Raw genomic sequence first — 13,813 nt, 5'->3', positions numbered from 1 at the left:
GATTAGTTATTGATGTGCAGGGCGATTTATTTGTTACAATCGAAGGTAATACTGGTCCTAACACAGGCATCATTGATAACGGAGATGGCGTTTACCAGAAAAAATATTATAACAGTAAAATGGCGGGTACGAAATTTGCACGTCCAGATTATAGTGTAATAACTGATATTAACAGTGGAGGAAGCGGAGAAAATCCATTTCCAGGGGACTCATGGAAACCTACGGGAACTGCTATATGTACAGGTGAAGGTGTAAATGTTAGAGCTACACCGGGAGGAACAGTTATTGGATCAGTCAATAAAGGTACTCGTTTTGAAGTTGATGGAACAAAGTCTGGCTCTTGGGTTCATGTGAAAGTATCTGGTATTGGTGTAGGATATATGCATCAGGATTATGTGTCTTATGATAATACAAGTGGCGGAAGTTGGACAACAACAGGAACTGCGACATGTACAGGAAATGGCGTATATGTTAGAGCTACACCGGGAGGCAGTATTATTGGTTCTTTGAATAAAGGAAATCGTTTTGAGGTTGATGGGAAGAAGTCTGGTGAATGGGTTCATATTAAAGTGCCGGGTATTGGTATTGGATATATGCATCAGAATTATGTGTCCTATGATAATGGTAATTATTCTAATGTTAGTATTGCTCAGGCAGAATTAAATAAACGTTTTAATGCTGGTTTGGCAGTAGATGGCATTTGGGGAGCCAATTCCAAAAAAGCTTATATATCTGCTATTCAGTCAGCGCTTAATAGTGTATATGGTGCAGGGCTTTCAGTAGATGGTATTTGGGGCAAAAATACAGAGATGGCATGTGCTGCACATGTATTAAAGGAAGGAGCAAACAATCTTTATGTAGGTGTTCTTCAAATTGGCTTATATTCTACGGGTATGTCATTATCTAATGGCATTGATTGTGATTTTGGACCTTCTACAAAACAGGGAGTGATTAAATTCCAGAACTCTAAGGGCTTATCAGCAGATGGTATGGCAGGAGCAGATACTTTTAGAGCATTAACAGACTCTCACTATTCTGGTGGTGGTTCATGGACGACTACGGGTACAGGAACATGTACCGGAGATGGAGTATATGTACGATTGACACCCGGAGGAAATGTGATTGGTTCTTTATACCGTGGAGATACTTTTGAGGTAGATGGTACAAGAATAGGTTCTTGGGTTCATGTGAGAGTGAAAAATATTGGTATCGGATATATGCATCAGAATTATGTGTCTTTAGGCGGTTCAACCGGAGGAAGTACAGTGAAAACTGCTCAAGCGGCTTTGAATAGCTTGTTTGGTGCGGGCATTAGTGTAGATGGCAGTTGGGGGGCTAATTCAAAAAGAGCACTTATAAAAGCTATTCAGTCAGCATTAAATAAAGTGTATGGTACAAATCTTGTGACAGATGGTTTGTGGGGAGCTGCAACAGAAGCAGCCTGTGCATCACACATTCTTAGTCAGGGAGCAAATAATCTGTACGTAGGAGCTATTCAAATTGGCTTATATGCTCATGGGATTTCTTTATCCAATGGTATTGACCGTGATTTTGGACCTTCCACAAAACAGGGAGTCATTTCATTCCAGAGTAGAAATGGGCTTTCAGCAGACGGTATGGTAGGAAAGGATACTGTAAAAGCGTTAATTCATTAAAAAAACAAGGATACTGTATATTAAAAAATAATTAGTAAATTGAAAAGAGCGGCCCTCAAAAGAGTGAAATCTTTTGAGGGCTGCTTTATGGAAAAAATCCTGCACTTTTTAAACGGAAGAATGATATGTTCAGGTATTCTATCAAAAATTTAATTATATTTAAAATCGTAGTTTACAAATAGGTGGCTATTGTCTTTTTTATTTATAGAATTTATAAATTCAATAAAAGTGAAAGAGGTGTCTATATGTTATTAAAAAAAGGAGACAAAGGTGTACAGGTAAGCTATTTACAGTATGGACTTCATATTATGTGTTGTAGCCCAAATGGTTTCGACGGAGATTTTGGAGCAGGAACAGAAGCCGCTGTAAAAAAGTATCAAAAGAAATATGGTCTTTCAGTAGATGGGCAGGTAGGTGATGCTACTTGGAATAATCTTGTTGGGGAAATTAAAATTATTCAGAGGGCTTTGAGCCAGAAAAACTATTATCGGGGGTATATTGATGGAATTGCTGGTTCTGGTACATATAATGCTGTTATCGCATTTCAAAAAGCAAATTCCCTTTCAGCAGACGGACAGGTAGGCGATATTACAAGGGCAAAACTTATGAATGGTAACTCATCTAATACAGGAAATTCAGGTTTTCCTTTGAAACAGGGATCAAAAGGGGATAATGTGTTATACCTTCAGTATGGACTTCATATTATGTGTTGCAGCCCGGGTAGCATTGATGGAGACTTTGGAACAGGAACAGAGAATGCAGTTAGAAAATTCCAGAGCAAGTATAGTCTTTCCGTAGATGGAATTGTTGGGACTGGAACATGGAGTAAGCTTCAAACGTTAATTAAAGAAATTCAGAACGCATTAGTTAGAAATGGATATAGCACAAATGGTATTGATGGAATTGCAGGACCAGCTACGTATGAAGCAGTTATTTCATTTCAGAGGGCGAATGGGTTATCTGTGGATGGTCAGGTAGGACCAGCTACAAGGGCAAAGCTTTTAGGTAATCCGGGCGATGGCGGTACAGATAGTTTTCCATTAAAACAGGGTTCTAAAGGTCCTTATGTATTGTATCTTCAGAATGGATTGTGGATTTCGTGCATTAACCCAAATGGTCGAGATGGAGATTTTGGAGCGGGAACAGCTTCAGCGGTACGCCTTTTCCAGAGCCGTTATGGATTATCCGTAGATGGAGTAGTTGGTACTGCTACATGGGAAAAATTAAGGAGTGTTATTCGACCTATTCAGCAGTCATTAGTAAATCACGGATATAATACAGGTGGTATTGACGGGATTGCAGGTGAAAATACTTACAGTGCAGTTATTGCATTTCAGAAAGCAAACGGGTTAACTCCGGATGGAATGGTTGGAAATGCAACAAAAGATAAGTTAGGTATTACAGGTAATGGCGGTGGCAGTGGAACTACATCCGCAACATTACGTGTTGGCTCTAATGGCTCTTTAACAAAATATTTACAACGCATGTTGAATGTTTTGGGATATTCTGTATCCGTAGATGGAGTATTTGGTGAAGGTACTAAAAATGCTGTTTTATCATTCCAGAATAAATATGGTTTATCAGCAGATGGAATAGTTGGTTCTGGTACTTGGAAAAAACTGTTTTCTGTATATAAAGTTCCTGTATCTGGTACAGGCGTTCAGAAAATGGTAAATGTAGCAAGACATGAGCTTTCTTGGGGATTTGCAGAAGATAACTCAAATAATATTACACCTTATGGAGAATGGTATGGAATTCAAGGGGGAGCATGGTGTGCAATGTTCGTTTCTTGGTGTGCATATCAGGCTGGAATTTTAAACAGTAAAGTTCCTAGTTTTGCATATTGTCCTTCTGGAGTAAATGCGTATAGAGCAAAAGGTAAATTTTATTCTAGAAGTGGTGGATATACACCTAAGGTAGGAGATACCATTTTCTTCTGGAACAGTGCAGATGGGGTTGTAGGACATACTGGTATTGTTACGGGAGTATCTGCAACAGGAGTAACTACAATCGAGGGAAATGCTACGGATGCTGTAAGAGAGAAGTGGTATTCAAGAACCAATACATATATTCATGGATATGGATGTAATGATGGTATAGGTACACCGGAAGAACCTGATCCAGTACCATCTCAAAAGGAAATCAATAAAGTGCTTGTCTCAAAATGGTGGAGTTTGTTGGAAGCTACTGGTAATGATGATAATATTCTTTTGAATATAACAGCAGAAAATTTTAATCGTGAACTAGAAATTTTTAGAAGCTCTAACATTAGAATTACAACGGAATTTTCAAGTGAAACAAAACTTTTTAAAGAATGTAGATTTAAACATGAATTTAATGTTACAAATGGAACTATCATGTTTGGAGGAGACTCTGCATTAGGAGGAATTGAAAGTACATTTGGTATACCGAAAGATGCAATGCAGCCTTTAGTAGCATTAGCAATGGAAGTAGGAGATGGAAAAGGCAAAATTGAGGTTGGTGCTGCATTCGGTAATTGGATAACAATTAGTTATGCTGTACAGTCAGAAGTAGAAGTTACAGAATATTATAACCATGCATTTAGTTATAAATATACGATTTACATTAAACCCACAGAACCAAGTGAGGGAGGAATGGCAGAGCCGGGGTTAGTGGTAAATGATCTTATGAGTTATTTCACTACTGCGGTATTTGTAGTAGGAGGATTTGCAACTTTCTATTTATTGGGAGCGGCTGCTAAGTTGGTTGGAGGCGTTTTAGCCGAGGTTGTAGGTGAAATTCTGGGTGTAACGGAATTTATCAAACAAGCTTTTAAAGTTTTTAAAATATAAGTAAGAACCCCGTGGTGTTTATGATCACCACGGGGTTCTTTGATTTAACAGTCAAAATTTTGCTCAATATATTTTTGGCAAGTCATGTATTGCTCATTATCTGAAAAAAGTTCTTTAGGTAAGAAGATTAAATTGCGTTCACCTTCCATTTCAATAATAATGCCAAAAGGGGATATTTTGATATCTACCGGCTGATTATATAAAATAGTTTTCTGAAAAGGAATATTTAGAAGACTATATTCTATATTCATACAATCTGGAAAAAAAGAAATACTTTTTATGTACGTTCCCATTTCTTTTTTTCGTCTGAAAATTTGCCAGTATACTTTTGCAGGTTTATATGGAATTCCGATTAGTATGGAGTATGTCTCAACTATGATGAGAAATGCAAGTGTGAGAATAAGAAGAACGCCTGCAGTGTTTTCTAATAAAACATCACGTGAACCCATATACCAATATGCTATAAAAGTTCCTATGGTAAAAATAAATCCTATGAATACTTTGATACGGGCGTCCCAGACCTTTTTTTGGCGCTTATACCACCATATAATCAGACGGCGGTATTTTTTGAATTCAAAACAAATCTCAGTGTTTATTTCTTGCATAAATATTTTCTCCTATACCAATTACAAAAATTTTTAAAAACTTTATAATCTGGGAATGCACAATATGATACATATATAATTACAGAATTTTTTATAATAATACCATAAGGACTTATATCCAGCGTGTTCATATCCTGATAATTATATGTGGAAATTACCGGTTTGAAATTTTTATAGTGCTCTATAATGATTTTTTCTTCAGTGAACTGTAAAGAATGGATATAGTAACCTTTTTTTCTTAAGGTATTTTGGTCTTTCCAATATAAATCGAAATAAGAGGCTGTATGTGTCGTAATACATAGTAGTGTGTAAATGCAAACTAGGATAAAAACAATAAAAAACCATTTCATCCAGTTAATATCAAAAGCGATATAGAGTATAGTAGATAATATAAAGTTGAGAATATTGCCGATAATAAAATATTGGTATTTTATTGTTTTAAACTCTGGAATATATTTTTTGACATAATGCTTAAAAAGGAGTAGGTAATCCTTCTTTTGGAGATCAGAAAGGAAAAGTTTTGTATCAAAAGGAAAATTGTTCAAAGGTATTTTTTCTAAATTTTCTGTATTCATAAATTCACCTATCTAACTAATATTACTAATATTTTATGTTATGGTAAATGCTATTTAAATATTAGCATAAAAAATAATTTTTTCTTAATATGACGTTTGAATTGTTTTTGGTATAAGTGACTTCGATGTGAGTATTGCTAGAAACCTCGTAAACAATTCTACTATTTAACTAAAATTATCCATTTTTTCAACATAAAATGCTCTTGGATATACACCAAGAGCATTTCGTTTATCTTTAGTATAGTTCTTTTTTTCGGTATATACCTATTCGGGAGAGCGAACCAACTCTCAAGTGGGAGCTCCAACTATGAGCCGAATGACCATAGCCTTCTTTGCTCATACATATAATATCATAAGTAAAGACAAAATCCAATAAAAACCTATAAATTCTTTGTTCTTTAAGAGATAGTATTTTGTGTGGGAATAGTAAAAATTCTGAAACTTAGAATTATTCGTTGGATTAAGAAGTGAGGACAGTTTTGGAAATAAGCTGTACTAATTTACGAAGGAACGGGAATACTTGAAATGCCTATTAGAATATGTTATAATGCCAGTAGGCAAAAATGATGCGAGTGTCCATGGTGGCACGCAAAAAGCCCCGGAGGTTGCAGCTCTGGGGCTTTTTTATTCCGTTTTGGATAGGTGGCTTAAACCCAAGGCTTACTACCAGCTATTTTTTCTATCAAGCCATTTGCAGATGAGATGGCAAATCACACCTGCCATAATAGAAAGAATAAATGATACGAGTAAATCCATGATGTCACCCCCTTTCCCTACCTGTATAGGGGTGGTAGCCTAACAAGTATAGCATGAAGAAGAAAAGATAACAATGTGCTTTAGAATATAGTGAGCTACTTAGAGGGAAGTTTATAAATATTAAAACACCATGGAAATTTGCATAACCATTTATTCTGTATGGAAAAGTATATTCATAATCCATGGAAAATTGATTTCCCACAGATTATAAACATACTTTCCCACACTGGCATAGACAAATGGTTATACACATTCCCACAGTGTCGATGACTACGGATTTATTCCTGAAGCTCTTTATTAGAATGATTTTGTTCTGAAGGGATAATCTTTAGGAAAATATAAGTAGAGAATGTGATAGAAAAAACTGTTCTATATATTACCCAAATAATGTGTAACCTCTATATAGTGATTGGACGGGGAAAGGGGTATATGATAAGATAAGACATAGAAAACAAGGACTTATACAGGATGCAGGAGGAAACATTATGGAGGATATAAAACAGGTGAATTTTAGAGATATGTCAGACATTGACGTATTGGCAGCATATTTGAGTGGTTTGAAAATTCCGGGAGTCATAGAAGAAGAAATTTTAGTGCGGCTTCAAAGTAAGCCAAAAAGTAAGGAACAAACTATTATAGACTTACAGAAAGCTCTTGCTGAAAAGGAGGCAAGATTAGAGGAAACACAGGCAGCGCTGAAGGAAGCCCGAAATGAATTGAAAAGTCTTCGGATGTTAATGAAAGATATGGAAAAAACGCAGAAATCCAAGAAGAATGTGCAGTGAATACAATCGGGGTAAAATTGTCAAGGGTGGAAGCTTCCGGACAGGAGAAGATAGAACAGATCGGAAAGTCATATTCCTGAATAATTTTATTCTGAGGGCTGATTTTCCTGAAAATATGAATGGCTAATGAGATAGAAGAAATATAGAAAAGACTATTTTATGTATAACAAAAGCAATGTATAACGTATGTATAACAGTTGAATAGGGAAAGCATATATGATAAAATAAGATATAGAAAGCAAAGATTTATACAGGATGTAGGAGGAAGCGTTATGGGGGAAATAAAACAGGCAAATTTTAGAGTCCGGACAGAGGATGCAGACAAGTTTAGAGCTTTCTGTGAGGAGGAAGGTTTCAATCAAGCACAGGGTTTCGATCATATTATGCAGATAGTAGAATTAGACAGAGCCAAAGCATCTGTACCGGCAAGAATGACAGAAATTGAAGAATTTGAACGCCATGTAAAATCTATGCTGGCAGCATATTTGAATAGTTTGGAAATTGCAGAAGCCACAGAAGAACGAATTTTAGAGCAGTTTCAAGGCAAGCTGGATAGTAAGGATCAGATTATTATGGACTTACAGAACTCTCTTGATGAAAGAGAAGGGAAATTAGAGGAAGCACAGGCAGCGCTGAAGGAGGCAGAAAATAAGGTCATATCTGCTGAAAAAGAAGCAACAGAAGCGAAAGAAAAACTGCTTGCAGCGGAGCAAGTGGTTGAAGATAAAAAATCTATTGCAGATATGTTAGCTGCACAGCTTCGGGACGCAGAGCAGAAAGTAAAGGATTATCCGGAATTACAGGCACGTTTGGAAGAAGCAAAAAATGAAGTGAAAAATTCTCAGCAGTTAATAAAAGATATGGAGAAAGATGCAGAAATCCAGAAAGAACGTGCAGTAAATGAAATTGGATTGAAGTTGTCAAGGGCGGAAGCTTCCAGTCAGGAAAAGGCAGAACAGATTGAAAAGTTAGAACAAAAAATTGAGGAATTAAGGGCGTCACTCGATACGGCAAAGGAAACAATCGCTGTATTAAAAGCAATGCAGAAACAAGAGTGATTTTTATGGATTATTCTGGAATGAGAAAGGAAACAAATGACAGAATATTGCATTAAAAAAGGATAAAAGAAAAAACCATCTATAAAACTAGCACAAAAAGAAAACCAGAGGGTGCATCCTCTGGTTTTTCTGCTCTTTCAAGAAGAGCGTTTCATAGGCTAATTTGCCTCTATTTTCTTCTATCTAATCATTTCCATACTTGCCGTAACAACAGAAGACAAAAGTATATATTTTAAGAGTATATTTCAGTGCTTTCTTTATTCCATTCTTTGGCTCTTTCCCATTCCAGCTTTAGGTATATTCGCATGATTTCTGCGAAATCCTGAATATTGTCTTTGAATTTTTGATTTTCCTGACGTAAATCCTCAATTTTTTTTAAATAGTTATTTATTTGAGCAGTGCAGCTTTTTTCTTTTTCGGCGTTTGACATAGAGGCGTCAATAATATTGCAACTTTCGTACATATCGGAAGACGCTTTGCAGCTGTTGCAATGTAATATATTATTATGATAGTCTTCAATAAATGTTTGCCTTAAAAAGTAAGCAGGAGCATTTTCACAAATATTTTTAATGAATTTGACGATATTTTCATTTTTTGACACATTGCTGGTTGGATTGAATAAATCAATATTAGTATCAGGGTGTTTGTCAGGACCAAAGTATAGGATGAGAAGATTACTTTTAGCACGAATAAGCTCTAAATTTTGTTTCCGTGCTGTATCATCTCCAGAAACTACAAAATCATTTACAGCAGTAATAAATTCAGATGTGACATTTCTTACGTTTTGGATCCATTCGACTCTTGCAGACCAAACAATATTTGCGCCAACTTGCATCATTGCTCGTTGATCTTCTTTGTTTTGGATGATATCTGTGATTTTTTCTTGAAAATTTTTTCTCTTTTTTTCCTGGAAACAATCATATATAAATTTGGGAAGAGTAACTATTATAGATGTTACAGCGGCTATAATGGCAGCATGAATTTCAGGACTCATTTTATCGTCTCCTTTACGTTTATTTTTAAAGTATTTTACCATATTTACAGATGAAAATCCAGAAAAAACAGAACATACTTTCGGGAAAATGTAGATGCTGTAATTGGTGTTTGCTTATAAGAGTCACAATTATCAGATAAGGGAAATACTATGAAAAATTTAATAGAAATAAAAGACGATTTGCTCAAATGGATTTATGTTTTTTGGGGGAAAGCAAAAGGAGATAAGACGTATCTTATCTCCTTTAACAAGTTTATTTTTGAGTTGGTATATATAATATCCAAAATTTTCTTGACAGTTAAGATAAATTTGATTATTATATATACAAAGTTGCTGTTAAGGTGCTGGTCACACCTGAAACAGCTTGTGTATCTATCACCAACCTGATAATACACACCGAAAAGATACACCACAACTGTATCTTATGCTTCGGATTATAGCAACAAAAAATGAAATTGTCAATAAGATGTTGTGCTTTTTTTCGTGAAATGTCATTTTTTTATGGGAAAAGAATATCTTAATTTTTATTGCTAAGATTGAAACATTAGGGTGTGCGTGAAGGAAAACAGGTGATAGATACAGGTGTATTTGTCATCTGTTTTTTTGTGTGAGAAAGCAGGAAATAAGCAGTTTCTTTAGTAGGTGCTATTTGTAGCACCAAGAAAAAATAAGAAAGGAGGGAGTCGTTTGCAGAAGATAAGCATAGAGGTACTGGAAAAAGCAATAAAGGAAAAACTTACCAGCGCAGAGCTGGATCTGCTTTTGTATGTTGCCCGTTTTCAGGATGAAGCCGGCAGAGCAAGTGGAATTTACTATAAAGACGTTTGTGAAAGCATTGGTATATCTTATCAGGGATTTTATGATTGCAAAAGAAGCTTACAGAAGAAGGGCTTAATTGATGCCCAAAAATGCAATTACTATGACTGGGATATTACAATCTTAAATAATTCTTTTGCCGGAAAAGAAAATTATGGACGTGGTTATGTGAGCGTAAGTTCAAAAATGGTAAAATCCGCAGCCTTCAGGAAGCTGCGTGCCAATGCAAAAATGATGGCTCTCTACCTTCTCCGTGAATGGAACATTAACCGTAAGAAAGCGAAGCGTGACTCTTACGCTATCCTGAAGGAAAATTTCTTAAATAAATTTAAGGAATTAGGATTTACAAATCGTATGGCAAGAGCTTATTTAGGGGAATTAAAGCCATTTTTAAGCGTATATTTAGAAGATGGAAGGAAGTATTTCCTTACATTTAAGAAAAACGAAGTCTACAATGCCGGTGAAAGTGAAAATGAAGAAAAGAGGCTGCATGATTTTGATACAGCCTGCCGCCGGAATAAGGTAAAAGGAATAGAAGCAGAGCAGAAACAGGACATTTTAACAGTTTTGAGGCAGTACCATGTGAAAATTGTTAAGAAATTGGACTTTAACCTTAGCAGCATTGTAGAGCAGAGCTTAGAAATTCTAAATGGCAGCAAGCAAAAAAAGAAATGGCGAAGGGAATTAAATCCAAAACTCATACATAAAATTATACAGGAAGAACTTTTTGTAAGAGCATAGGAAGATTTTGAGGCTTAGAATTGTCTAAGTCTATTTTCCGTTACAAAAAAAGGGAATGAAAAGCTGAGATATACTTTTTTGAGAGCACAGAAAGTATATTTTAGCTTTTTTTCTTTTTTAGGATGGAAAATAGAGAAAAAGTATTCAAGTTTTATGTTTATTTAAAAATTATATATTCAAGTTTTATGTCAAAAGTAGGAAAAAATATTCAAGTTTCATGGGAATTTTCTAGGAATATATTCAGATTTTGTGTGGTAGGAATTTCTTAAAAACCTAGTAAAATAAAGGGTTTAAGGCAAATATGAACGCCTAACAAATCATATCTTTTTTTAAATTCTTTTTTAATAAACTATATCTTAGACTGACAATCAGAAAAAAACAGTCTGTTCCTCCGGAACTAAGCAAGCGACAAACCTCCAGAAATTCAACTTAAAAAATAACATTTCCTCCACAGAAGTAATAACACTCCTAAAAAGAAAAAAACATACAAGCTTATCATGCTTTGGCAAAATGCAACATTTTTTATGGGGAAGTGAGTAGAATAGTAATAACAAACAAGTTGTAAGATAAAATTCTTAGTGAGTAAGAGTAAATTCCATCTTTCCCACCCATAGTGGAATTTACTTTTTCATTTTAGGAAAATTTGTTTTAAATAAAAGGTATATTGATTATAAAAAAAGCGTATGTTATAATCCTATCTTTGACAGTTGAGAAATGAAAAAATCGCTGTGTCCCTTGGTTTCATTGGGGTTCAGCGATTTTTGGCGTCGTTTTAAACTATAGTATTTTATTCTCGACCCTTACTTTTTTTCTGAATATTTTTCATCTGACTCTTTGTGATGAATTTATAATCCGTTTCAAAACCACAAGCATCATGTAATGCATCTGTCAGCTTATCCCGTTTGTAAAGTGGAATAAAACCTTGTTCTTGTATATCGGCGAAATTCATAGTTCTTAATTTATCTAAGATTGTCTCACAACTGAAGACATCTCCTAAGTCTTTTTCAAGATAACGATAGATTACTAATGCGAGGAAGCAGATAAGAAAATGTGCTTTTATGCGTATATCATCATGAAGGAATACAGGTCTTGCCTCAAAATCGGTTTTCATGATACGGAAGCATTCCTCGATTTCCCAACGGCCTTCGCTGACTTTTAAAATGTCCTTCACATCATCATCTAACAGATCCGTAGTTACAGCATATATTCCGTCATACAATGCTTCCAGCTCAATCTTTTCTGTATCCAGATAGTTATGGATTTTTGCGATTTCTCCATCCTCAGTTGCCGCAACTTTTCCAATAAAGCGGGCAGGGTCGTTTGGATTTTTACGCTCTTTTTTTATATTTCCGGTCTGAAGCATTTTTTCGGCACGTTCTACCTGGGCTTCTCTTATAGATTTCTGATACCGTGCGTATTTCGGTGAATAGGTTACGATGAGCCGTTGATGCAAGGTATGAGGTGTGTAAGGTTCATCTTTATAATACAATCCGTTATCATCATCTGGGATTTCTGAAAGATTGACAGGGGTGTCATCCGACACGCGCTTAAATCCGTTTTTATCTAAAGCCCACTTCTTATCCTCTTTATTTAACTTTTTAATAGACTGCGTGACGATAAAAGCCCGCTCCCCTGCATGGTTTATTCGTTTGATTGCTTCTGAACCAAGACCTGCATCACTACAATAAATAAATTTGGTACAGCCGAAATCCTGAAGTACTTTTGTCTCTAATGGTCTCAGGGAAGTTTGTTCATTTGCGTTTCCTGGGAATAGTGAAAAAGCAAGTGGAATACCATCCCCATCCATGAACATTCCCATTTGGATGATTGGATTTGGGCGATGTTCTTTGCTTTTTCCGTACTTCTTGTCACCGTCTTCCTGTTCAATCTCAAAATAGTAATTCGTACAATCATAGTAGAGGATCTTATCATTTCTTTTTCCTAGAAGATGGCTGTTTTTATATACTTCTGATTGGATAAAATCAGCTTCATTTCCAAGAACATCTAAGGAACGATATAGGTCGTGCAATTGATAAGAAGGTTTTTCTAAAAACTCAGAAGCGATCTTGTAAGAAGAACGTTTACTGGTTGGATCAAGTATCCTTGCATAAATAAGATCCGAAAGGATTGCATTAATGTCGTATTTGAATTTATATTTATCTCTTAATTTCCGGCATGTCTTATCAAGCTGAAGTCGATAATAATAGGCTTGTGGGAAAAGATACCCACCACGATAAAGAACCTGTTGGTTGTAATCAAGTTTCTGATCAGAGTGGAAAGTGATAGGAACAGCTTTTGCTTGTTGTTCTTTTTTATATTTTATAGTTTCCAAACGTGCCTCTTCTTTTGCCCATTTCATAACGTCATCACGAGTCGGTCCATGCTCGATTAAAAGTTCTTTGAGTGTTCCAAGCTTTCGCACATTAACAGAAGTACTTTTTCCTTTATTGTTAATGTAACTTTTTGCGATATAAAAGGATTCAGAATTTTTTGATTTTGACGTAGTTACTTTCATGGCAAATCCCTCCTGGATATAGTATATCATACACTACATAATATTGCTAGATAATACTATAAAATAAAACAGAAAATTTGACACAAAAAAAGCAGGTATTATGAGGCCTGCAAGCATTTTTTTCAATATTCAACTGTCAAACTCCCGAGTAAATTCCATCTTTCCCACCCATAGTGGAATTTACTTTTTCATTTTAGGAAAATTTGTTTTAAATAAAAGGTATATTGATTATAAAAAAAGCGTATGTTATAATGCCAGTAGGCAAACGAGATGATTTGCATGACAAACACAAACACCCACAGAGTGCCAGCTCTGGGGTGTCTTCTAGGCTAATTGTCTTTTTTTCTTTTGTTTTACTGTCTATCTAATTATTTGCAAATATAATAGGCTATTATACTTGCTACGATAGATGAAAGGAATGAAATAATGACAAATACAAAATGCCCCGGAGCTTCGACTCTGGGGCATTTTGTTATCTAAATTTACGAAAGGAAACATTT

General features: G+C 35.3%; 9 protein-coding genes. 5 read left to right on the top strand and 4 right to left on the bottom strand.

What is annotated here, in order from left to right; all coding sequences use genetic code 11:
- Nucleotides 1–1,655 (top strand): peptidoglycan-binding protein (locus BQ7352_RS00345; protein WP_159430623.1); only part of this gene is annotated, 1,655 nt, incomplete at its 5' end.
- Between the two features lie 245 nt (nt 1,656–1,900).
- A complete protein-coding gene (locus BQ7352_RS00340) occupies nt 1,901–4,468 on the top strand; it encodes a peptidoglycan-binding protein (protein ID WP_072445930.1) in 2,568 nt (855 codons plus the stop codon).
- Between the two features lie 44 nt (nt 4,469–4,512).
- Here BQ7352_RS00340 and BQ7352_RS00335 read toward each other — a convergent pair whose 3' ends face one another.
- Together BQ7352_RS00335 and BQ7352_RS00330 are read right to left on the bottom strand one after the other, a co-directional pair.
- A complete protein-coding gene (locus tag BQ7352_RS00335; protein WP_072445929.1) occupies nt 4,513–5,073 on the bottom strand; it encodes a hypothetical protein in 561 nt (186 codons plus the stop codon).
- Nucleotides 5,061–5,648 (bottom strand): hypothetical protein, encoded by a 588-nt coding sequence (locus BQ7352_RS00330; protein WP_072445927.1) that lies wholly within the window; start codon nt 5,646–5,648, stop codon nt 5,061–5,063. The genes BQ7352_RS00335 and BQ7352_RS00330 overlap by 13 nt, the downstream gene beginning before the upstream one ends.
- 1,241 nt (nt 5,649–6,889) lie before the next feature.
- Between BQ7352_RS00330 and BQ7352_RS00320 the strand changes: the two genes are divergently transcribed.
- Entirely contained in the window at nt 6,890–7,189 is a 300-nt protein-coding gene (locus tag BQ7352_RS00320) for a hypothetical protein (protein WP_072445926.1), read from the top strand.
- Nucleotides 7,190–7,461: 272 nt separating this feature from the next.
- Complete coding sequence (locus BQ7352_RS00315) at nt 7,462–8,247, top strand: coiled-coil domain-containing protein (protein ID WP_072445924.1); 786 nt, start codon at nt 7,462–7,464, stop codon at nt 8,245–8,247.
- A gap of 232 nt (nt 8,248–8,479) precedes the next feature.
- Here BQ7352_RS00315 and BQ7352_RS00310 read toward each other — a convergent pair whose 3' ends face one another.
- Complete coding sequence (locus tag BQ7352_RS00310) at nt 8,480–9,241, bottom strand: hypothetical protein (protein WP_072445922.1); 762 nt, start codon at nt 9,239–9,241, stop codon at nt 8,480–8,482.
- 687 nt (nt 9,242–9,928) lie between these two features.
- On the opposite strand from BQ7352_RS00310, the gene BQ7352_RS00300 reads away from it, so the two are divergent.
- Nucleotides 9,929–10,798, top strand: a complete 870-nt coding sequence (locus BQ7352_RS00300; RefSeq protein ID WP_072445918.1) for a hypothetical protein — start codon at nt 9,929–9,931, stop codon at nt 10,796–10,798.
- Between the two features lie 787 nt (nt 10,799–11,585).
- Here BQ7352_RS00300 and BQ7352_RS00295 read toward each other — a convergent pair.
- Nucleotides 11,586–13,313, bottom strand: coding sequence for an IS1634 family transposase (locus tag BQ7352_RS00295; protein ID WP_072445916.1), 1,728 nt, complete (start codon nt 13,311–13,313; stop codon nt 11,586–11,588).
- Between the last annotated feature and the right edge of the window lie 500 nt (nt 13,314–13,813).

The organism is Blautia sp. Marseille-P3201T (assembly GCF_900120295.1).
Classification (GTDB): Bacteria; Bacillota; Clostridia; order Lachnospirales; family Lachnospiraceae; genus Blautia.
This window is presented reverse-complemented; position numbering and strand designations above follow the sequence as displayed.

Bases quoted from the DNA above. Each gene is read 5' to 3' on its own strand.
- BQ7352_RS00340 (WP_072445930.1), top strand. From the start codon at position 1,901: ATGTTATTAAAAAAAGGAGACAAAGGTGTACAGGTAAGCTATTTACAG.
- BQ7352_RS00310 (WP_072445922.1), bottom strand. From the start codon at position 9,241: ATGAGTCCTGAAATTCATGCTGCCATTATAGCCGCTGTAACATCTATA.
- BQ7352_RS00315 (WP_072445924.1), top strand. From the start codon at position 7,462: ATGGGGGAAATAAAACAGGCAAATTTTAGAGTCCGGACAGAGGATGCA.
- BQ7352_RS00320 (WP_072445926.1), top strand. From the start codon at position 6,890: ATGGAGGATATAAAACAGGTGAATTTTAGAGATATGTCAGACATTGAC.
- BQ7352_RS00330 (WP_072445927.1), bottom strand. From the start codon at position 5,648: ATGAATACAGAAAATTTAGAAAAAATACCTTTGAACAATTTTCCTTTT.
- BQ7352_RS00295 (WP_072445916.1), bottom strand. From the start codon at position 13,313: ATGAAAGTAACTACGTCAAAATCAAAAAATTCTGAATCCTTTTATATC.
- BQ7352_RS00335 (WP_072445929.1), bottom strand. From the start codon at position 5,073: ATGCAAGAAATAAACACTGAGATTTGTTTTGAATTCAAAAAATACCGC.